The 19,819-nt window shown below is 53.4% G+C and carries 20 protein-coding genes; 6 read left to right on the top strand and 14 right to left on the bottom strand.

Features of this window, described 5'->3' with window-relative positions; translation table 11 throughout:
- Positions 1-270: 270 nt before the first annotated feature.
- Positions 271-1,188, top strand: coding sequence for an extracellular solute-binding protein (locus CWM66_RS13390; protein ID WP_369878897.1), 918 nt, complete (start codon positions 271-273; stop codon positions 1,186-1,188).
- A gap of 17 nt (positions 1,189-1,205) precedes the next feature.
- Positions 1,206-1,958 (top strand): molybdenum ABC transporter permease, encoded by a 753-nt coding sequence (locus tag CWM66_RS13385; RefSeq protein WP_035942317.1) that lies wholly within the window; start codon positions 1,206-1,208, stop codon positions 1,956-1,958.
- Positions 1,959-2,007: 49 nt separating this feature from the next.
- Here the strand turns inward: CWM66_RS13385 and CWM66_RS13380 are convergent, their stop codons facing one another.
- Complete coding sequence (locus CWM66_RS13380; protein WP_035886809.1) at positions 2,008-2,961, bottom strand: aldo/keto reductase; 954 nt, start codon at positions 2,959-2,961, stop codon at positions 2,008-2,010.
- A gap of 79 nt (positions 2,962-3,040) precedes the next feature.
- Positions 3,041-3,976, bottom strand: coding sequence for a LysR family transcriptional regulator (locus CWM66_RS13375; RefSeq protein ID WP_071921713.1), 936 nt, complete (start codon positions 3,974-3,976; stop codon positions 3,041-3,043).
- Positions 3,977-4,165: 189 nt separating this feature from the next.
- On the opposite strand from CWM66_RS13375, the gene CWM66_RS13370 reads away from it, so the two are divergent.
- Positions 4,166-4,819, top strand: coding sequence for an oxygen-insensitive NAD(P)H-dependent nitroreductase NfsB (locus CWM66_RS13370; RefSeq protein ID WP_007369445.1), 654 nt, complete (start codon positions 4,166-4,168; stop codon positions 4,817-4,819).
- A 142-nt stretch (positions 4,820-4,961) separates the two neighbouring features.
- Here CWM66_RS13370 and CWM66_RS13365 read toward each other — a convergent pair whose 3' ends face one another.
- On the bottom strand, positions 4,962-5,867 hold the full coding sequence (locus CWM66_RS13365; protein WP_107146765.1) for an AraC family transcriptional regulator: 906 nt from the start codon (positions 5,865-5,867) through the stop codon (positions 4,962-4,964).
- 125 nt (positions 5,868-5,992) lie between these two features.
- Between CWM66_RS13365 and CWM66_RS13360 the strand changes: the two genes are divergently transcribed.
- Positions 5,993-6,529 carry a carboxymuconolactone decarboxylase family protein gene (locus CWM66_RS13360; RefSeq protein ID WP_007369443.1) on the top strand — a complete coding sequence of 179 codons (537 nt, stop codon included), beginning with the start codon at positions 5,993-5,995 and terminating at the stop codon, positions 6,527-6,529.
- A 29-nt stretch (positions 6,530-6,558) separates the two neighbouring features.
- On the opposite strand, the gene CWM66_RS13355 is transcribed toward CWM66_RS13360, so the two are convergent.
- The 10 genes from CWM66_RS13355 to CWM66_RS13315 form a co-directional block, all read right to left on the bottom strand.
- Positions 6,559-7,536, bottom strand: a complete 978-nt coding sequence (locus tag CWM66_RS13355; protein ID WP_107146764.1) for an ABC transporter ATP-binding protein — start codon at positions 7,534-7,536, stop codon at positions 6,559-6,561.
- Entirely contained in the window at positions 7,533-8,513 is a 981-nt protein-coding gene (locus CWM66_RS13350; RefSeq protein WP_107146763.1) for an ABC transporter ATP-binding protein, read from the bottom strand. Before CWM66_RS13350 ends, CWM66_RS13355 begins: the two co-directional genes overlap by 4 nt.
- Entirely contained in the window at positions 8,510-9,457 is a 948-nt protein-coding gene (gene opp4C, locus CWM66_RS13345; protein WP_199200045.1) for an oligopeptide ABC transporter permease, read from the bottom strand. Before opp4C ends, CWM66_RS13350 begins: the two co-directional genes overlap by 4 nt.
- Positions 9,457-10,416, bottom strand: a complete 960-nt coding sequence (locus CWM66_RS13340; protein ID WP_007369439.1) for an ABC transporter permease — start codon at positions 10,414-10,416, stop codon at positions 9,457-9,459. The genes opp4C and CWM66_RS13340 overlap by 1 nt, the downstream gene beginning before the upstream one ends.
- 45 nt (positions 10,417-10,461) lie before the next feature.
- Positions 10,462-12,165: an ABC transporter substrate-binding protein gene (locus CWM66_RS13335; RefSeq protein WP_007369438.1), complete on the bottom strand. Its 1,704-nt coding sequence runs from the start codon at positions 12,163-12,165 to the stop codon at positions 10,462-10,464.
- A gap of 393 nt (positions 12,166-12,558) precedes the next feature.
- Positions 12,559-12,759 carry a hypothetical protein gene (locus CWM66_RS28790; protein WP_007369437.1) on the bottom strand — a complete coding sequence of 67 codons (201 nt, stop codon included), beginning with the start codon at positions 12,757-12,759 and terminating at the stop codon, positions 12,559-12,561.
- 12 nt (positions 12,760-12,771) lie between these two features.
- The gene (gene buk / locus CWM66_RS13330) at positions 12,772-13,842 is read right to left on the bottom strand and encodes a butyrate kinase (protein ID WP_107146761.1); all 1,071 of its coding nucleotides are present in this window, start codon (positions 13,840-13,842) and stop codon (positions 12,772-12,774) included.
- A 2-nt stretch (positions 13,843-13,844) separates the two neighbouring features.
- Positions 13,845-14,735, bottom strand: a complete 891-nt coding sequence (locus CWM66_RS13325; RefSeq protein ID WP_107146760.1) for a phosphate acyltransferase — start codon at positions 14,733-14,735, stop codon at positions 13,845-13,847.
- 81 nt (positions 14,736-14,816) lie between these two features.
- Entirely contained in the window at positions 14,817-15,557 is a 741-nt protein-coding gene (gene phbB, locus CWM66_RS13320) for an acetoacetyl-CoA reductase (RefSeq protein WP_071921720.1), read from the bottom strand.
- Between the two features lie 40 nt (positions 15,558-15,597).
- On the bottom strand, positions 15,598-16,785 hold the full coding sequence (locus CWM66_RS13315; RefSeq protein WP_107146759.1) for an acetyl-CoA C-acetyltransferase: 1,188 nt from the start codon (positions 16,783-16,785) through the stop codon (positions 15,598-15,600).
- Between the two features lie 235 nt (positions 16,786-17,020).
- Between CWM66_RS13315 and CWM66_RS13310 the strand changes: the two genes are divergently transcribed.
- Both CWM66_RS13310 and fabV read left to right on the top strand, forming a co-directional pair.
- Positions 17,021-17,443, top strand: coding sequence for a MaoC family dehydratase (locus CWM66_RS13310; RefSeq protein WP_107146758.1), 423 nt, complete (start codon positions 17,021-17,023; stop codon positions 17,441-17,443).
- A gap of 16 nt (positions 17,444-17,459) precedes the next feature.
- Positions 17,460-18,653, top strand: a complete 1,194-nt coding sequence (gene fabV, locus CWM66_RS13305) for an enoyl-ACP reductase FabV (RefSeq protein WP_107146757.1) — start codon at positions 17,460-17,462, stop codon at positions 18,651-18,653.
- Positions 18,654-18,701: 48 nt separating this feature from the next.
- On the opposite strand, the gene CWM66_RS13300 is transcribed toward fabV, so the two are convergent.
- The gene (locus tag CWM66_RS13300) at positions 18,702-19,658 is read right to left on the bottom strand and encodes a LacI family DNA-binding transcriptional regulator (RefSeq protein ID WP_007369430.1); all 957 of its coding nucleotides are present in this window, start codon (positions 19,656-19,658) and stop codon (positions 18,702-18,704) included.
- Positions 19,659-19,819 lie beyond the last annotated feature (161 nt).

The raw sequence follows: 19,819 nt of genomic DNA, 5'->3' as shown, positions 1-19,819 counted from the left end.
GGTAAAACCTTGTTTTTGTTCATAGGGATTAACGGCAGAAAACAGGAAAACTAAAATGAAATTTCCGCGTGCTATGCAATCCCCTGATTCTATTAAGGGAAAGATAAACGTCCTCGCTGACAGGAGATGTCAGTGCACAGTAATTGCCGCCTGCCGCTTCGCTAACTTCAACAAAACATCAACGAATCGGCCACTTACGTTGTTCATTCCCCGTGCGGAAAAGATAATCGTTATTTACTTTTGTATATAACGAGAAGCATGATGAAAACGATGACAGGCAAGTGTGCAGCGGTGATAGCGCTGGCAGTGTTGAGCGCTACGCCCGTTCTGGCAAAAGATATTCGCGTCACTTATGCCGGTTCGATGGGCAAAGTGATGGATCAGGGGCTGGGACCGGTGTTTGCGAAAGCGGAAAACGGTGCCTGGCAGGGCCAGGGACAGGGCGCTTACGGGATGGCGCGTTTGCTGGCGAGCCATAAACTGACGGCGGACGTGTTTGTCTCCATCAACCCTGGCCCCATGCAGATCCTGAAAGATGCAGGCTTAATCGATGATGCCGTCCCGGTCGCCAGCACCAGCATGGTGATAGCGTACAGCCCGAACGGGAAATATGCCGCGCAGTTTGCCGACTCCAGTAAACATCATGATGCCGGCTGGCTGAAGCTGCTGGCGCAGAAAGATATTCGCTTCGGCCGCACCGATCCGTATGTTGATCCGAAAGGGCAGAACATTGTCTTTACCCTTCTGCTGGCGGAAAAATATTACCACCAGCCGGGCATCGCGCAGAAAGTGCTGGGCGACCTGCAAAACCCGGAACAGACTCACCAGGAAGGCGGCCTGCTGGCGCGCCTCGAGAGCGGCCAGATTGATGCCGCAGCCGGTTACGAAAGCGAAGTACGTTCCGCCCATCTGCCGTATGTTGCGCTGCCGGATGAGATCAACCTGAGTAACCCGGCGCTGGCGAAACAGTGGTATGACACTGTCAGCTTCACCATTAAAGACAGCGCTGGCAAAGATCAAACCCTGCACACGCAGCCGATGGTGTTTTACGCGGCAGTACTGAAGAACGCGCCAAACGGCACCGATCAGGCGAAGAAATTCGTTGAATTTATGCAAAGTGCGCAGGGGCAGCAGATCTTTAATCAATATGGTTACGCCGCGCCGAAAGGCAACGCGCTGTACCGCTGATGCGCCAGGCCGGGCGTATGGCGGGCTGGTTGTCGCTTCCCGCATTGCTGCTGTTGTGCATTCCGTTTGTTACCCTGCTGCATGAAACGCCGTGGGGCCACTTCCGGCTTGCCTGGCGGGATGACAATGCGATTGCCGTGTCGCTCGGCCTTGGGCTGCTGGCGCTGTGCCTGATTATCCTGATCGGACTGCCGGTGGCCTGGTGGCTGGCGCGAGCTACCGGGCGCAAACGTCTGATCGCCGAGCTGCTGGTAATGATTCCGCTGCTGACGCCGCCGCTGTCGATGGGTATTCTGCTGGTTTCCGCATGGGGGCCGTACGGCCTATTTGGTCAGTGGCTGTCGCAGGTCGGCATGACGCTGGTCAACAATCCTGCCGCCTTTGTGCTGGCACAGCTTTACGGCGCGCTTCCCTACTTTATTGTGGTGGCGCGCAGCGCCTTCAGCACCGTACCGAAAACGATTCTTGAAGCCGGGCAGACGCTTGGCGCGGGCGGCTGGCAGCGCTTTCGCTATCTGGCGCTGCCAATGGCGATGCCAGGGCTGGCCTCGGCTATTGCGCTGGCCTGGGTGCGGGCGGTTGGCGAGTTCGGCATTGTGATGATCTTCGCTTACTTTCCGCAGGGTATTCCGGTCAAGCTCTACACCAACCTGCAAAACGACGGCGTCGATTCCGTTTATACCCTGCTGTGGCTGCTGCTGATCGTCACGCTGCCGCTGCCGATGATCTGTATGGCACTGGGTAGGCGGGCGCAGGTGAATCAGCTTTGAGATAAGAGGTCACGGCCCGGCACACTTTCCATCGCCGGGCCTCTGAGGATCAGTCACCCGCTTTGGTCAGGGTTGCCAGTTCATCAGCAGAGAGGTTTAACGCTACGGCAGTGACAAAGCTTTCAACGTGGGCGACGTTGGTGGCGCTGGCGATCGGCGCGGTGACGCCCGGCTGGTTAATCAGCCAGGCAAGCGCGACTTCGGCCGGTTTTACGTTATGTTTTGCAGCAATGGTTTCCAGCGCATCAATAATGGCGAAACCGCGTGGATTCAGGTATTTGGCAATGCCCTGCCCGCGCTGGCTCTGGCTGAGATCTTTTTCGCTGCGGTATTTCCCGGAGAGGAAACCGGAAGCGAGACTGTAGTAAGTCACCACGCCGATATTCTCCCGCACCGTTAAGTTCTGCAACGCGCCTTCAAAACCGGAACGATCGTAGAGGTTGTATTCCGGTTGCAACACCTGGTAGCGCGGCAACCCTTTCGCATCCGCCACTTTTAGCGATTCCGCCAGCTGCTCCGCATTGAGGTTCGACGCGCCGACGGCGCGGATTTTCCCCGCTTTCAGCAGCTTCTCATACGCGCCAAGGGTTTCCTCATACGGCGTGTCGTTATCCGGCCAGTGCGAAAAGTAGAGATCGATATAGTCGGTTTGCAGACGGCGCAGTGAATCCTCAACCGCCTGCGCTATCCAGCGGGCGGAAAGCCCTTTTTTACCCGGTTCGCGCAGATCGGCTCCCACTTTGGTAAAGAGTGTCACTTTATCGCGCGCGCCCGGATGCGCCGCCAGCCATTTGCCGATAATGGTTTCTGATTCGCCGCCTTTGTTGCCCGGTGCCCATGCCGAATAGACATCCGCGGTATCAATCGCGGTAAAGCCGCGTTCGAAAAGCGCGTCCAGCAGGCTGAAGCTCTGCTTTTCATCTACCGTCCAGCCGAAAACATTGCCGCCAAAAACCAGTGCGGGGATCTGCAAGCCAGTTGTACCCAGTGAACGTAAAGCCATTTGCTCATACCTCCGTGAAATAGCGTATCTGTTTACGCAAAGACTTTAATCCTGGCCTGCTGAGCCGTGCGTTTTTTGGTCATCCGTGCGGTTTAAACACCGGATGCGTCTGCAATAACGCGGTGATCGGTCGCAGATTTTCGCGCAGTACGCTATGCAAGTGGCGAATGGCCGGGTTGAACTGTTTGCGGTGCGGGCACACCAGATTCAGCGGCGCGGCTTCGCCAGCATGTTGCGGTAACAACACCTCCAGCCGGCCTGCCAGCACATCCGCGCTGATGTCGATCCATGATTTATAGACGATGCCCATTCCGTCCACCGCCCAGCGGCGGGCAATATCCGCGTCATCACACAACATACGGCTTTTAACAATAAGCTGACGCCGCATGCCGTTTTCCGGAAAGCTCCATTTGTCATACACCTGGTTGTTCATGGTGAATAACAGACAGTGGTGATTCACCACTTCATCCAGCGTTTTGGGGCGACCGTGTTGTGCCAGATAATCAGGGGAAGCGGCCAGTACCCGTCGATTATCCTCGGCCACCGGCAGCGCGACATAGCTGCTGTTATCCAGCACGCCGTAGCGGATGGCGATGTCCACCGGATCGCGAAAGACATCGCTTACCTGATCGGAAAGCGACAGGCGCAGCGAAATTTTCGGGTACTGCTGGCAAAAACGGGTGATCAACGGCAGCAAGACATTGCGGCCAATGTCCGAAGGAACGGCAACGCGCAATTCGCCACGGATCTCGTTATCGCCGCTGTGCAAGCTTTCAGCGCCCGCCTGCACCACTTCCAGCATCTCCTGGGCGAAGGGCAGATATTTTTCTCCTTCCGCGGTCAGACGCAGGCTGCGCGTTGAGCGCACAAACAGGCGCTTATCCAGATCGCGCTCTAGCCGGTTGACGGCAGCGCTGACCTGACCCGGCAGTAATCCGGCTTCCCGCGCAGCATTGGAAAAACTGCCCAGCATGGCCGAGCGAACAAACAGCGTGACATCTTCCAGGCGAATCATGGTGGCTCCCGTAGCGCAAAAACCCTTCTGTTTTGCCAGAAAACCCTGTGGCGGGAAATGTTATTTTCACTCCTCGAGTGAAAGTGCTGCCTTTTTACACCGATTTATCTGGTTATGTTTTGCGTTTATGCTCGCTGCAATCAACAGTACCGTCCCTGATTTGTTCATATTTTCACCAGGAGAGAAAAAATGACCCTTGATGATGCCGTCGTTGCCCGCCATACCGTAAAAGCATTCGAACCCGGCCAGACGCTGCCGCAGGATAAAATCGAAACGCTGCTGAACGTGCTGCAAAACAGCCCCTCCTCCGTTAACTCGCAGCCGTGGCACTTTGTTGTCGCCTCCACGGCGCAAGGGCGTGAAGCCATTGCCAAATCCACCACCGGCGCTTTTGCCTATAACGAGCCGAAAGTCCTGAACGCCTCGCATGTGATTGCGCTGTGCATCCGCAGTGATATTGACGACAAACACCTGCAAAACGTTCTCGCGCAGGAGCAGAAAGATGGCCGCTTTGTCGCAGAAGGCGCGCAGGCGGGCCAGGATAAAAGCCGCCGTTCTTACGTCGATATGCATCGCTACGAACTGCGCGATCTGCCGCAGTGGATGGAGAAACAGGTGTACCTGGCGTTAGGCGGCCTTCTGCTGGGCGCGGCAATGCTTGGCATTGACGCCACGCCAATGGAAGGTTTTGACCAGCGCGCGCTGGATCTGTCGCTGGGCCTGCGTGAAAAAGGGCTGACCAGCGTGGTGCTGGTCTCGCTCGGCGTGCGCAGCGATAAAGACTTCAACGCCGCCCTGCCGAAATCCCGCCTGCCGCGCGACGAAATCTTCACCTTTATCTAACCCCGCTATGCCCGGTGGCGCGACGCTTACCGGGCCTGCAACGTAAACCGGGTTTAATACAACCCGGAAATCACCAACAGTGCATCCATGATGATTTTCATTACATCGTCCCGTTCGCCTTTTTCTGCCATGAATATGTGAGCTATGTTCGCCGGTATTGTGCAGGTGTTTGCTCGTAACGTTGCTTAAACGCACGGGAAAACGAAGAGAGGGAGAGAAACCCGCAACGTTCTGCAATGACATCGACCGTCAGACCACGCTGCTGGTGCAACAAACGCGCGGCCTGCGCAAGGCGGATTTGCGTCAGCCAACTTTGTGGCGTCAGGTGATAACAGCGGGAAAAATGGCGGGCGAAAGTTGCGCGGGAGAGAAAGCAACGCTGTGCCAGCGTCTCCAGCGTCCACGGCTGCGCTGGTTCGGCCAGTACCGCCAGTACCGCAGGCGCGAGGCGCGGATCGCTCATCAACCGCAACAGCCCGGCTGGCGGCTCCTGTGCGGCCAGTAAAATGCGCAGCAGCATCGTTAAAAACGACATCGCCAGGCTTTGTACCATCTTCGCCCCGCCGGGCTGGTTACTCAGGCTTTCACGCACCAGCATCGCCAGCAGGGTTTGCAGCTCCGGGAAATCCTGCTGCCCGTCGGTATGCAAATGGACAACATCGACTTCATGGGCAAACAGCCAGCCGCTGTGCGGGCCAAAATTGAACTCGCCGCATAACACTTCCACTGCGCTGCCTTCACCTTCCGCCACAACCTCCGTCAGCGTGCCGTTGTACTGGCTGGACACCGGCGCAAGGTGTCCCCAGTCAATCAGCCCCTGCAACAGATGCGGAGAACCGTGCGGCAGCAGCAGCACGTCTCCCGCGCGCACATCGTAGGTTTTACCCGCCACATTCAGCCGTGCTTCCCCTTTCAGGATCACATGCCAGGGCACCGCGCCGGGCGCAAGTTGAACGTGATCGGCCTGCCAGCGCCCGGCGAAACGGCAGTGAAGATTCACCGCACAGACCGGCGCAAGCAGGGTGAGCATCTGGCTGAGAGTATCCATCTTTCCCCTGAGACGATAAGACAAAAAACAGAGACGATTTGGCGCATTCTACACCGTCCGCGCAGCCTAACATAAGCCCAACGCCGCCACAGCGGCCCTCATTTAACACTGAACAGGAGCAAATCATGAGCCGTTTAACCCACATTCAGGCTGAAGAAGCCACCGGTAAAGCCGCAGAATTATTTACTGCCATCAAACGCGCAATGGGCAAAGTGCCGAATGCTTATCTGACTATCGGCAGCCACTCGCCGGAGGCGCTGGGCCAGGCGCTGCAACATAATGCCATGCTGACGAAAAGCAGCCTGAGCGCCAAAGAGCGTGAAGCCATTAACCTTGCCGTCAGCGAAGCAAGCGGCTGTGATTATTGCCTGGCCGCCCACACACTGGCAGCAAAAGGTGCAGGTTACAGCGAAGAGCAGACCCGGCAGTTGCGTCGCGGCGAATACCCGCAGGATGCGCACATTGATGCGCTGGTGAAATTCGTGCAAACGCTGGTCACCACGCGCGGCACACTGGCTGACGATACCGTTGCCGCCTTTCGCAATGCCGGTTTCGACGATCGACAGGTGGTGGAAACCATCAGCGCCGTCAGCGCGATTCTGTTCACCAATATGATTAACCGCGTCAATGATACGGTGGTGGATTTTCCGAAAGTGAATTGATCAATCCGGGAGGCGGAAGCCTCCCTTTTTTATTGCCACGACTCCACCCAGTGGCACGCCACCTGATGGCCGGGGCGCACTTCACGCAGTTCCGGGATTTCAGTACGACAGCGTTCCGTTGCCTGCGGGCAGCGTGAAGAGAAGCGGCAGCCGGAAGGCGGGCGCGACGGATCGGGGATTTCCCCCTGCACCACCGCCACGGGTTCGCTTTCCGGGTCGAGCGTTGGCGCCGCCGCCAGCAGCGCCTGGGTGTAAGGGTGCAGCGGCTGGCTGAACAACGCATCGCGGCTAGCGGTTTCCACCAGTTTCCCCAGATACATCACCGCCACGTCATCACACAAATGCTCCACGACACCGAGATCGTGAGAAATAAACAGGAAGGTGACGCCATGCTCATCGCGCAAATCGGAGAACAGATTAATGATTTGCGCCTGGATGGAGACATCCAGCGCCGAGATGGGTTCGTCGGCAATAATAAAATCCGGGTTGAGGATCAGCGCGCGGGCAATGCCGATACGCTGGCGCTGGCCGCCGGAGAACTCATGGGGAAAGCGATTGTAATGCTGCGGGGCCAGGCCACAGATTTTCATCACCTCCAGCACTTTATCGCGCAGTTCCGCTTTGCTGCACAGCTTGTGTTCCAGCATCGCTTCGCCAATCGCATCGCCAATGCGAATGCGCGGATTCAGCGAGCTGTAAGGATCCTGAAACACCAGCTGGATTTTCGGGCGCAGCGCGCGCATCTGTTTCGGCGTCAGATCCTGCAACTCCTGACCGCGATACTTCACGCTACCCGCCGTTTTGTCATACAGCCCCAGCAGCGTGCGTCCGACGGTGGTTTTACCGCTGCCGGATTCGCCCACCAGGCCAAAAATGGTGCCGGGTCGAATGTTAAAACTGACGCCGTCCACGGCGCGTAGCTGTCCGGTTTCCTGACCAAACAGCCCGTCGCGCAGCGGGAAGTGCTTTTTCAGACCATCCACTTCAATCACATATTGTTGGCTCATGCGACCGGCTCCGCTAACTCACTGTGAATACATGCGGCTTGCCGCGTTTGCCCGATCAGCGGCGGAATACCCGCACGGCACTGCGGCGTGGCGCGTTCGCAGCGATCGAAGAACGCGCAGTACGGCGGTAGTTCGGCCAGATCCGGCACCTGGCCGGGAATGGAATAGAGGCGGCGTCGGCGCTCGCCCGGAACAGGGCGCGACGCGATCAGCCCTTTGGTATAAGGGTGCAGTGGGTTGCGCAGCACATCGGCGGTCGGACCTTGCTCAACGATGCGCCCGGCGTACATTACCACGACGTGTTCCGCCATCTGCGCGATAACGCCCAAATCATGGGTGATCAGCATCAGCGCCATCTGCTGCGCCCGCGCCTGGTCGCGCAGTAAGCGCAGGATTTGCGCCTGTACGGTGACATCCAGCGCCGTAGTTGGCTCGTCGGCAATCAGCAGTTTCGGCTGGCAGCTTAGCGCCATGGCAATCATGATGCGCTGCAACATGCCGCCGGAAAGCTGATGCGGATAGCAGCTCATCAGGCTCTCTGCTCGCGCCAGCCCGACATCGGCAATCAGTTGCGTGGCGTGCGCCCAGGCCGCTTTTGGTGTTTCGCCGCGATGGCGAATCAGCGGTTCGCAGAGCTGCTCGCCAATGGTCAGCACCGGGTTGAGCGCCGTCATCGGCTCCTGAAAGATCATCGCTAACTGATTACCACGCAGATCGGCCATTTTTGACGGCTTCAGGCGCAGCAGATCGGTGCCCTGAAAGCGGATTTCTCCGCCGTCGATACGCGCAACCTGCGGCGGTAACAGCCCCATCAGCGACATGGCGGTAACGCTTTTGCCGCAGCCGGATTCACCCACCACGCCAATAGTTTGCCCGGCCTGAATGGCAAATGAGACATCCTGTACAGCGCGCACGCGCCCCTGCTCGCTGGCGAAGGAGATGGATAAGTTATTAAAGGTAATTAGCGGCTCGCTCATTTCAGGCTCCGTTTCATTTTCGGATCCAGCGCATCGCGCAGGCCATCACCCAGCACGTTAATGGCGATGACGGTCAGAAAAATGGCGATACCCGGCGGCATCCATAGCCACGGGCGACGCTGAAAGTCGATCAGGCTGTTGGCCGCATCCATCATATTGCCCCATGAGGGCGTTGGCGGTACGACGCCAAGGCCGAGATAGCTGAGCGCAGATTCCATCAGGATGGCATTCGCCACCGCCATCGTCGCCATCACCACCAGAATGGGAATAGTGTTCGGCAACAGATGGCCGAACAGGCGGCGGCGCGAAGAGAGGCCCAATACCTGGGTCGCCAGCATAAAATCGCGTTCGCGCAGCGAGAGGATTTGCCCGCGCACCAGTCGCGCCAGCTTCGGCCACTCCAGCAGGCTGAGCATCACCACCACCATATAGATGCGCGAATCGGACGAGAAATCGAGCTCTGACAACATCGCTCCGGCGACAATCAGCAGCGGCAGGCTGGGAATCGTCATCACCAGATCCGCGAGGCGCATAATCAGTTTGTCCGTCCAGCCGCCGGCATAACCGGAGATCGCGCCCAGCAGGTAGCCCAGCGCCACCGACATCAGCATGGTCAGCAGGCCAATAATCAGCGAGATACGCCCGGCAAGCAGCAGACGGGTATAGATGTCGCGGCCAAGAAAATCGGTGCCCAGCCAGTGCTCTGCGCCAGGCGGTTTGTTGATCATCAGCGCGTCGGTGGCGTCATCTTTCCACGGCGACCACACCGGCCCCAGCACGCACCAGATGGTCATGACCACCAGCAGAACCAGGCACAGCATCGCCAGATGATTGTGTCGCAGCGCTTTCCACGCCTGGCGCCACGGAGAGGGCGTGGCCTGCGCCAGCGCCGGAATTTCCGCCTTGCGCAGGCGGCGATTGGTTGAGAAAAGGGAACCGAACATCACGACCTCACGCGAATACGCGGGTCGGCCCACGCGTACAGCACATCGGCAATCAGGTTGCCAACAATGGTTAATACCGCCAGAAACAGAGTGAACCCCATCAGCACCGGATAATCTCGGGCGGCCAGCGAATCAATATGGATATGCCCCGCACCCGGCCAGTTAAACACCTTTTCGGTGATGATCGCGCCGGAAAACAACCCTGGCAGCTCAAAACCGAGCAGGGTGATGATCGGCAGTAGCGCATTGCGCAGCGCGTGTTTGAGGATCACCGTACGTTCGCGCAGCCCTTTGGCGCGCGCGGTACGGATAAAATCCATCTTCACCACGTCCAGCATGCTGGCGCGGAAGTAGCGCGTCAGGCTGCCCGCCTGCAACATCACCAGCGCCATGACCGGCAACACCAGATGCGCCGCAACCTGCATCACCCACGCCCAGCCGCTGTCGTCGCTGCCGGTGTTGGTCATGCCGCCCACCGGCAACCAGTGCAGATCGACCGCGAACCACTTAATCAGCAACAGGCAGAGGAAAAAGGTCGGGAATGACATGGCGGCGAACACCACCACGCTGACCAGATGATCGAACAGCGAATTGGGTTTCAGCGCTGAGGCAATGCCCACCGCCAGCCCGATGCCCCAGTAAAACACCAGCGCAACGCTTGCCAGCAGGAACGAGTTCCAGATGTACTGGTTAAGTAGCTGGCTCACCGGGATTTGGTATTGCAGCGAGAACCCCAAATCGCCGCGCAGCAACTGGCCGAGCCAGTGCAGATAGCGGGTGAAGAGCGGTTGATCGAGGCCATAAATGGCTTTCAGTTCGGCGGCGCGGGCGGCGGTGAGGGTAATGTTACCGTCGATAAAGTCGCCCGGCGTTTTCGCGAACAGCATAAAAATAATCAGTGATGCGAGCAGCAGCATTGGCAGGGTTTGCAGCAGTCGCCTGAGGATAAAATTTCGCATAGCTTTCTCATGACAACTGCCGGGGAGCCCCGGCAGTTGTTGGTGTTACTTGACGATTTTCACATCCGGCAGGCTACCGGTCAGTCCGTTGTAAATATCCGGCTTAAAGCCGGTGACGCGGGCGCTGCTGGCCGACAAAATCTCGCGGTTACCCAGCAGAATCGCCGGTGGATCGTCCGCCAGCACTTTATACAGCTGGTGATAAATCGGTTTGCGTTTTTCCACATCGAGCACCGCATTACCTTCGTTGATCAGCTTATCAACCTGCGGATTGTTATAGCCGGACTCTTTCGCTTCCGTGCTGTAGTAATCCCACACGCCATCATGCGGATCGTTGAGCGTGCTGGTGCTGAAAGAGGCCAGGTCATAGTTGCCCGCTTTACGCTGCGCCATCAGGGCGTTGAAATCCACCACCTGCGGTTTCAGCAGCACGCCAATCTGCTGCCAGTTCTCTTTGGCAATGGGGATCAGCGCATCGTTCAGCACTTTCTTGCTCACCAGCAGCGTCAGCTCCAGACGTTTACCGTCCTTCACGCGGATGCCATCCGGCCCCGGTTTCCAGCCTGCTTCATCAAGCAGTTTCTTCGCCTGTGCCGGGTCGAATTTGTACGGGTTCACGCCGTCGGTGTTATACGCCCATGAAATCGGGGCAATAGGTTCAATCGCCACTTTGCCGTAGCCCTGATAAACCACATCGATCAGCTTCTGGCGGTCAAGGCCGTAAATCAGCGCCTGCCGCACTTTCACGTCCTGCAACGCCGGGCGGCGCACGTTGAATTCCACTTTGCTGTAGTCGCTGGAGCCAAACAGGTTGATATTGGCGAAGCCCAGCATTTTCAGTTGTTCGATATCATCCGGGCGCGAAGTGAACGAGTCGTAATCGGTTTCGCCGGTCTGGAACAACTGGAAGTTGGTGGATGGGTTGGTTACGCGATAGATAAAGCGCGGCGTTGGCGGTGTGCCACGGTAGAAATGGGTGTTGGCGTGGAAACGGATCTCCTGGCCCGGAATGTATTTTTCATAGACATATGGCCCGTTACCCAGCGGTTTACCGTGCAACGTGCGCAGATAATCGAGGTTACCGCGCTGATACTCTTTACCGTAATACGCTTTCGACAGCACCGGGCCGCCGATTTTCGCCAGCGTAGTCGCGCCTGGCTGCGTGGTGGTGACCTGTAAGGTCAGCGGGTCGATCACTTTCAGGCCGCTGACGCTATCGGCTTTTCCGGCTTTATACTCCGCGCCGCCCGCAATATTGGCGAGGGTGATGTCAGTATCGCCATCATATTTCGGGTCATACAGCACGGTCAGGGTAAACGCCACGTCTTCGGCAGTCAGCGGCGAACCGTCGCTGAAAGTCAGGTTCGGGCGCAGCTTAATGGTGTAGACCTTGTTGTCCGGGCTGACGCTCCAGCTTTCCGCCAGGCCAGGCACCAGATTGCCGTGGCTATCCCAGTCGATCAGGCGTGAGAAAATCACGTTGGTGACGTTTTCGTCCCAGCCGTTAACAAAGAAATAGGGGTTAAAAATACCCTGCGGTTCAGAGATGCCTGCCACCACCGTGTCTTTACGCAGCTTAGCCGCCGCCGGAATTTGGCTGGCATCGGTGGCTGGCGTAATACCCTCTTTTAAGGGTTCATCGGCGAAAGAGGCTGAAGAGAAAGCCACCACACTGCTGAGTAACGCGATTTTCAGCGCCAGAGTAAAGCGCGTGGGTTTTGTTTTTAAGCTATTCAGTAAGCTGGACAAAATTGCTCCCTCATCAAATGATTGCGTGGAATTTACAAATCATGACGAACGATAAAAGCCGCACCGCACCCTGTCTAACAACGAAAAAATCTGGCTTATAGCAAATTGTCATTAGCAAATTTATGGCAAATCAATGTCATAAGTTTGCTAAGCAGCTTACAAACCGCATTGTGCCGACGAATTGAGGAACCCGCAAAGCCCGGTCAAAACCATCCCCGGTAGTAAAGGCGTGATTTCCACAACTCTGGTCGTTTTATCACCATGAAAGTGCGCGCCTGAAAAAACAGGCAAACAGAAAGAAGCGCTTCCTGTTTGCCTGTGGCTGCATGCCTGCTTATTTACGTTACTGAGGAATAACGTCCGTAGCACAGAATTTTGTGATTAGCGTGTTGGCTAATTATATTCAGAGCTAATAAGGATCCTTTGATTTAATTCATCAAACTCATCGGCAAGATAATTAACTTCAAACAAACCAAGTTTAATTAACATATTGTCTTTCTTATCATTGAATGCGAAAGAAAGATAAACACAGCCATTTGACTCGACCAGTGTTGTTCTGTCAGGAGTCAGTGTTGTATTACTTTTATCTAACATAATATTCTCCTATTAATATTCCAGTAATTCTCTTCGGCCTTCTATTGCCGACAGTGCTCCGTCAACCAGAGCAAATAATTCATCCTCGCCGGGGTAAATGATAATTTCAGGGGTAATAAAGCCGATGCGTTTACGAATGTCATTAATCACTCTGCCGCTCCGGGCAACGCCTCCGGTGAGAATAATGGCATCGACGCGGCCCGCGAGAACAGCCGCGCATGAGGCGATCTCTTTTGCGACCTGGTAAGCCATCGCCTCAAGCACCTCTAACGCTTTTTGATTTCCATCGCTGATTAGCTGCTCAACATCGCGAATGTCTTTCGTGCCTAAATAGCCAAACACACCGCCTTCACCAATGAGCTTTTTCTTCAGCGAATCATAGGTATATTCACCAGAAAAACAGAGGGTTAATAAAGCCAGGCAAGGGAGACGACCCACGCGTTCCGGCGAGAACGGTCCATCGCCGCCTAATGCGGAATTCACATCAACAATCCGGCCATCGCGATGAGCGCCGACGCTGATACCGCCGCCGAGGTGCGCAACAATTAAATTCAGGCTGGCATAAGGTTTTTCCACCTGAATGGCGTAACGATGAGCAACCGCTTTCTGATTAAGGGCATGAAAAGCGCCGACCCGCGATATTTCCGGCATGCCGGAGATTTTAGCAACAGGATCACACTCATCCACCACCACCGGATCAACGGTATAAGCCATATTCTCTTTATCAGCGTCTTTTGCCAGTTCCCAGGCCAGAATAGCGCCAAGATTTGAAGCATGCTCACCGTTAAGACCCACGCTTGCATCATGTAAATAAGCGTCGTTAATACGGTAAACACCACTTTCAAGATAGCGGACCAGCCCGCCGCGCCCGACAAACAGATCCATATCTTTGGTTCTGAAACCGTGTTCATGCAACATGCCAAGAATAATTTCTTTGCGGAATTGTTTTTGTTCCAGGATATTTGAATACGGACCTAACTCAGCTTCATTATGGTTATATGTCCGGCAAACCAGTTGCGTTCTGTTGTTATAAATCGCCAGCTTGGTTGAGGTTGATCCAGGATTAATGACCAGAATATACATAACTAGTCCTTACACTGAGCTATCGCGCAGGCAATAGAAAAATACTTCGTGGTGGCCGTGTCCGAACGCGAAGTAAATACGACAGGAGCCGAAGTGCCGGTCAGGACGCTGGCGCTTGAACCGCTGCCGAGCTGCATGACGGTCTTATAGAAGACATTCGCGCTGTTAACATCGGGCAGCACGATTAAATCAACATCACCGCCGACCTGCGTATCCAGCCCTTTATGCCGGCAGGAATCGTGGCTAAACGCCAGATCAACAGAGAGCGGCCCTTCAACGATGCAATTATCAAAATGTTCTTCGCTTAATTCCGCTGCATCTATCGTTGCCTGGATTGCAGGCGTGGCATGTTCCACGGCAGCTATGAGGGCAACCTTCGGATTACTGATGTCCAGCCGGTGGAGTAAATCCACCGACTGCGTAACCATGATTTTTTTATCCTGTTTTGTCGGGGAAATATTAATTCCGGCATCAGTAATCGCGAATAACTTTCTATAAAAAGGGCTCTGAATAAAAGCCATCTGCGTGACCAGGCTGGATGCAGCAATCCCAAAGGTTTTATTAAGGATGGCCCGCAGATAAACGGGGCTGTCGACCAAGCCCTTCATTAAAATATCGGCCTTTCCTGACTTCACCAGCTCCACAGCTTTATTACACGCTTGCGTTTTATCGGGAAGATCAATGATTTCAACTTCTCTGATATCAAAATCCAGACGCCCGGCAATGGTGACGATTTTTTCGCGGCAACCGACTAAAATAGCGCGACCTAACCCCTGCACGACGATCATCCTGATTGCATCGAGTGCAAAAGCATCCTCCGCAGCAGCTACTGCAATGGTTTTCTGACTTTTTCTTTTGGCTAACTCTAAAAATGAATCTAGCTGCTTTAGCATAATGGAATATCCTGAATACTCACTAAAAGCTCAGCAGGTATGAGCCATCATACCTGCTGAAATTCGGCAATCACTTACCTGTTAACACATATGCTGGCCGCCATTAATGGCAATATTAGAGCCGGTGATATAACCCGATTTATCACCACAGAGATATAACACAAGCTCTGCGATTTCATCGGCTTCACCAAGACGACCAACCGGAATTTGCGCTTTAATAGTTTCCAGCACATCATCCGGAATCGCCTGCATCATTTCCGTATTGATATATCCTGGAGAAATGGTGTTTACGGTAATGTTTTTACGCGCAACTTCCTGCGCCAGCGCTTTGGTAAAACCGTGAACGCCTGCTTTAGCCGCAGAATAATTAGCCTGACCAAACTGCCCTTTCTGACCGTTAATGGATGACATGTTAATTATGCGACCACGTTGATTGGCTAACATATTGTCAATCACCGGTTTGGTCATATTAAACATGCTATTCAGGTTAACCTGAATCACTGCATCCCACTGGGATTTATCCATTTTCTTGAATGTTGCATCACGGGTAATACCGGCATTATTGACCAGCACATCAATGTGGCCATATTTATTCAATACCGAGGCAACGGCAGACTGACATTGTTCATAATTACTGACATCACAAACAACCGTATCGATTTTTTCAAAGCCTGCTGCTTTTTGCGTTTCAGCCCAGTCGTTCAGCCGACTGGCATCATTATCAAACGCAACGACCTGGTAACCTTCTTTAAGAAATCGCAGGCTAATTTTTTCACCAATACCCCGAATTCCGCCCGTTACCAGTGCAATTTTTTCTTCCATGACCTGTTTCCTGTATCAAATAAAATTCCGGATCGCCGCGTTAATCCATCTCAACCGTGACAGCAATGCCCATGCCACCGCCAATGCATAATGTCGCCAGACCTTTTTTACTTTTCCGGCGCTGCATTTCATGAATTAACGACACAAAAATACGGGCACCAGACGCGCCAATAGGGTGACCGAGAGCAATGGCACCACCATTAACATTCACTTTCGTCAGATCCCAGCCCATTTCACGGTTAACCGCGATAGCCTGCGCCGCAAACGCTTCATTGGCTTCAATAAGATCAAGGTTGCTGACCTGCCAGTTTGATTTTTTAAGTACATTTCGGGAAGCTTCAATCGGCCCGGTTCCCATTATTTCCGGTGCAACGCCTGAGGTTGCAAATTCAACGATTCGGCCAAGCTGTGTAATACCCAGTTCTCTGGCTTTTTTCGCGGTAGCCAAAATAACCATGGCCGCGCCATCATTTACCCCGGAAGCGTTGCCGGCGGTTACGGTTCCCTCTTTCTTGAAAGCCGGGCGTAGTTTTGCCAGCCCTTCACGCGTGGTTTGTGGACGCGGAAATTCATCTTTTTCAACTACGATGGTCTCTTTACCGGGTTTGATAATAACAACCGGCACAATCTCACTGACAAAACGGGAAGCCTCAAGGGCAGCAGCAGCTTTACGTTGCGAGGCCAGCGCAAATTCATCCTGCTCTTCACGCGTAATACCATATTTCTCCGCGATATTTTCCGCAGTCATCCCCATGTGATAATCATGGAATGCATCCCATAATCCATCATTAACCATGCTGTCCTGCATTTCCCAGTTACCCATTTTCATTCCATTACGGGAGTGAGGAAGAATATGCGGCGACTGACTCATATTTTCCTGCCCGCCCGCAATAATCAGCTCAGCTTCACCGCACTTTAATGACTGATATGCAAGCTGTAATGCTTTCATTCCTGAGCCACAAACTTTATTAATTGTCAGCGCGGGAACATCCTGTGAAATACCGGAATGAATTAATGTTTGTCGCGCTGGATTTTGCCCACACCCCGCCGTTAAAACCTGACCAATGATAACCTCATCCACTTCTTTTACCGGAATATGAGACTTTTCAAGAAGTGATTTAATCACTATAGATCCCAGTTTAGGTGAGGATATATTGGCAAGGGAGCCATTAAGCGAGCCAATAGCTGTCCTTGCTGCGCCAAGTATAACAATATCAGTATCCTTCATTATTTTAGCCTTTCGCTTAATTAAACTACGAGAATTTTTATCCTAATTAGGTGAAAGGGTACTTTGATTAATGTCAATGTTTGAGTAAAAGCTGACCCATACAATTTATTCAATGTTTACTATGAATTTTATATAAATAAGGCGGTTTCAAGATCGATAGTATTTAAATTTGACAATTCTTATCACCGCTCAAAAAGGATATTTACATGATATATTTAAATGGAGGTTTTTAAAAATGACAGAAAGAGCCGAATGTTTACAAACAGGGCAAAAAGCGCAATTTACAAAAAAACTCACTGAAGAAGACGTGATAAATTTTGCAGAGGCCTCAGGTGACATGAACCCAGTGCATCTTGACGATGCCGCGGGTAAAAAAAGCATATTTGGCCAGCGTGTTGTTCACGGAATTCTGGTAAGCGGTTTAATTTCTGCAGTTATTGCAAATAAACTCCCCGGTAAAGGCTCTATTTATTTGGCGCAGGATCTTAAATTTACCAAACCAACTTTTATTGGCGATACGGTGACAGCAACCGTGGAAATTATTGCTATTGATACGGAGAAAAAACGGGTCAGTCTGAAAACCACCTGCACAAATCAGCATGGCGATGTTGTCATTAAAGGAGAAGCACTTGTGTTATCTCCCGCCGTAAAACACTGACCGGAGATAACACATTATGAAACCGATTATTCAGGGTAATGTGGCTAAAAACTGCCACCCGGAAGGGCTGCTGAAAGCCATTGATAAACAGATTGCCTATGTCGAATCACACGGCGAGATCTATGGGCCTAAAAAGGTTCTGGTGATTGGCGCCTCCTCCGGTTATGGGCTGGCTTCTCGTATTGCGCTGGCTTTTGGCGGCGGCGCCGACACCATTGGCGTCTCGTTTGAAAAGGGTCCCGGTGAAAAAGGCGCAGGCAGCGCGGGCTGGTATAACAACGTTCTGTTTCAGCGACGGGCGAGTGAGAAAGGGCTGATCGCGAAAGATTTTATTGCCGATGCTTTTTCCGATACCACGCGGCAAAACGTGATTGATTTTATCCAGCAAGAATTTGGCGGGAAAATCGATCTGGTGGTGTATTCCGTTGCGTCTGGCATACGTCTTCATCCTGACGGTACGCGTTATCACTCAACGCTGGGCGTTCGCGGCCAGGCTTTCTCCGGCCCTGGTTTTGAACTGGAAAGTCAGCGCATGGTAGAACAGACGCTGGAACCTGTTACCGAACAGCAGCTTGCCGATACAGTAAAAGTGATGGGTGGCGAAGACTGGCAGCGCTGGATCACCATGCTGGAACAAGCCGATGTATTAGCCGCAGGGTTTAAAACGGTTGCCTATTCGTATATTGGCCCGGAATCAACCTGGCCGCTTTATAAAGAGGGCTCTTTGGGTGCCGCAAAAGCGCATTTACATAATACCGCCGATGAAATTAATGCGCAGTTGCAACGTATCAGCGGCAATGCTTATGCGGTTATTTGTAAAGCGCTGGTCACCAAGGCCAGCGCGTTTATTCCTGTGTTTCCGCTGTATATCACCCTGTTGTATAAAGTCATGAAACAGAAACGGTTACATGAAACCTGTATTGAGCAAATGCACCGGCTGATGCTGGATCATCTTTATCCCCCTCTTGGCAAGGTGACTACCGATGCTCAACGGTTGATTCGCATGGATGATTATGAACTTCGCCCGGATGTGCAAAACGCGGTGGAATTACTCAGAAAACAGGTGACTGCGGATAACTTTATGGTCATTGGCGATTTTGCCGGTTATTTGCAGGAGTTTCACGAACTGAACGGCTTTGGCATAGCGGGGGTGGATTATTCGGATGAACTGGATATTCACACGCTGGTTAAAGAATATAGCCTTGCGTAACGTCTGAAATGCCATTAAAAAAGCCTCCGCATGGAGGCTTTTTATTTATTAGCGCTTACCGACGTCAGGAATAATTAAATCGCCGCGCACGCGGTACGAACCCAGCACGCTCTGCGTTTTCTCATTCAGCCATGCCACAATGCGCGCCGCCATTGCATCCATTGAATATTCAATCGCCGGGATGGTCGGGATCCCCGGTAAATGCAAAGAGCCAGCAAGGCTGAAGACCATAATGTCGCCCGGCACCGATTTATTAAACGCTTGCAGTTGCGGGATCACGCGCTGCGCTTCCTGCTCGTCAGCCACCAGTAGCGCGTTAAAATTCAGCGTGGTGGCATTATTGAGCAGCACCTGCAACGCCACCGATGAACTGGTGTCATCCATAAAAACCAGGTTGCGGTTAAACGGCAGGAAATTGTTTTCCAGCGCCAGCTTGTAGCCGTGCAACACCTGCTCGGCCGCAGCGGTATCGGGATGGATAAGCGCAATTTGTCGGCGGCCCTGGCTAATCAGGTAGTTGCAGGCGGTTTCCGCCGCAAAAGCGTGATCAAATTGAATGCTGTTGGGCGTGGAATCGATGGACTCTTCGCAATCGACCAGAATCACATTTTCATCTTCAATTTTCAGAGGGAAACGCGCGCCGATAATCAATACATCGTCGCACAGCCCGCAGGTCAGTTCATCCAGCGCGCTCATCACCCCGGCTTTGGTATTGGCGAAGCGCAACAGCAAATGTTTCTGATTCTGGCTGAGATGTTTTTCCAGCGCATACAGGTAACCGGTGGTCTGGTTAATATTCTCCTGGGCGCAAATCACCCCGATGCAGCCTGTCGACTGGCTGAGCAATGACTGGGCGATAACATTGGGCCGATAATTCAGCTCTTCGACCGCTTTCAGTACCGCGAGGCGACTGGCTTCCTTAACGCCGCGCGAACCACTCAACACCCGTGAGACTGTGGCTTTGGAGACCCCAGCTAAACGTGATACATCGTTGATTGTAGACATCTTTCTCCCCTGAACAGCGCGTAGCCTGCGCCTAAAAATTCGTCCTGCAAAATCGGTTCAATCTATAACCACTCGCAGTATAACGGTTTCCCTTTTTGATGGAAACCGATTTTCCATTTCACCTCTTTTGCTATCAACGAAGCGCAAAATTCCGTGATGTA

The sequence above is a fragment of the Kosakonia sp. H7A genome (genome assembly GCF_003028445.1).
Classification (GTDB): Bacteria; Pseudomonadota; Gammaproteobacteria; order Enterobacterales; family Enterobacteriaceae; genus Kosakonia; species Kosakonia radicincitans.
Note: the sequence above shows the minus strand (reverse complement) of the source record. Positions and strands in the feature narration are given on the sequence as shown.

Bases quoted from the DNA above. Each gene is read 5' to 3' on its own strand.
- CWM66_RS13325 (WP_107146760.1), bottom strand. From the start codon at position 14,735: ATGCTAAAGCAGCTAGATTCATTTTTAGAGTTAGCCAAAAGAAAAAGT.
- CWM66_RS13355 (WP_107146764.1), bottom strand. From the start codon at position 7,536: ATGAGCCAACAATATGTGATTGAAGTGGATGGTCTGAAAAAGCACTTC.
- CWM66_RS13360 (WP_007369443.1), top strand. From the start codon at position 5,993: ATGAGCCGTTTAACCCACATTCAGGCTGAAGAAGCCACCGGTAAAGCC.
- CWM66_RS13340 (WP_007369439.1), bottom strand. From the start codon at position 10,416: ATGCGAAATTTTATCCTCAGGCGACTGCTGCAAACCCTGCCAATGCTG.
- CWM66_RS13370 (WP_007369445.1), top strand. From the start codon at position 4,166: ATGACCCTTGATGATGCCGTCGTTGCCCGCCATACCGTAAAAGCATTC.
- buk (WP_107146761.1), bottom strand. From the start codon at position 13,842: ATGTATATTCTGGTCATTAATCCTGGATCAACCTCAACCAAGCTGGCG.
- CWM66_RS13390 (WP_369878897.1), top strand. From the start codon at position 271: ATGACAGGCAAGTGTGCAGCGGTGATAGCGCTGGCAGTGTTGAGCGCT.
- CWM66_RS13380 (WP_035886809.1), bottom strand. From the start codon at position 2,961: ATGGCTTTACGTTCACTGGGTACAACTGGCTTGCAGATCCCCGCACTG.
- CWM66_RS13385 (WP_035942317.1), top strand. From the start codon at position 1,206: ATGGCGGGCTGGTTGTCGCTTCCCGCATTGCTGCTGTTGTGCATTCCG.
- CWM66_RS13350 (WP_107146763.1), bottom strand. From the start codon at position 8,513: ATGAGCGAGCCGCTAATTACCTTTAATAACTTATCCATCTCCTTCGCC.
- CWM66_RS13365 (WP_107146765.1), bottom strand. From the start codon at position 5,867: ATGGATACTCTCAGCCAGATGCTCACCCTGCTTGCGCCGGTCTGTGCG.
- fabV (WP_107146757.1), top strand. From the start codon at position 17,460: ATGAAACCGATTATTCAGGGTAATGTGGCTAAAAACTGCCACCCGGAA.
- CWM66_RS13375 (WP_071921713.1), bottom strand. From the start codon at position 3,976: ATGATTCGCCTGGAAGATGTCACGCTGTTTGTTCGCTCGGCCATGCTG.
- CWM66_RS28790 (WP_007369437.1), bottom strand. From the start codon at position 12,759: ATGTTAGATAAAAGTAATACAACACTGACTCCTGACAGAACAACACTG.
- phbB (WP_071921720.1), bottom strand. From the start codon at position 15,557: ATGGAAGAAAAAATTGCACTGGTAACGGGCGGAATTCGGGGTATTGGT.
- CWM66_RS13315 (WP_107146759.1), bottom strand. From the start codon at position 16,785: ATGAAGGATACTGATATTGTTATACTTGGCGCAGCAAGGACAGCTATT.
- CWM66_RS13310 (WP_107146758.1), top strand. From the start codon at position 17,021: ATGACAGAAAGAGCCGAATGTTTACAAACAGGGCAAAAAGCGCAATTT.
- CWM66_RS13300 (WP_007369430.1), bottom strand. From the start codon at position 19,658: ATGTCTACAATCAACGATGTATCACGTTTAGCTGGGGTCTCCAAAGCC.
- opp4C (WP_199200045.1), bottom strand. From the start codon at position 9,457: ATGTTCGGTTCCCTTTTCTCAACCAATCGCCGCCTGCGCAAGGCGGAA.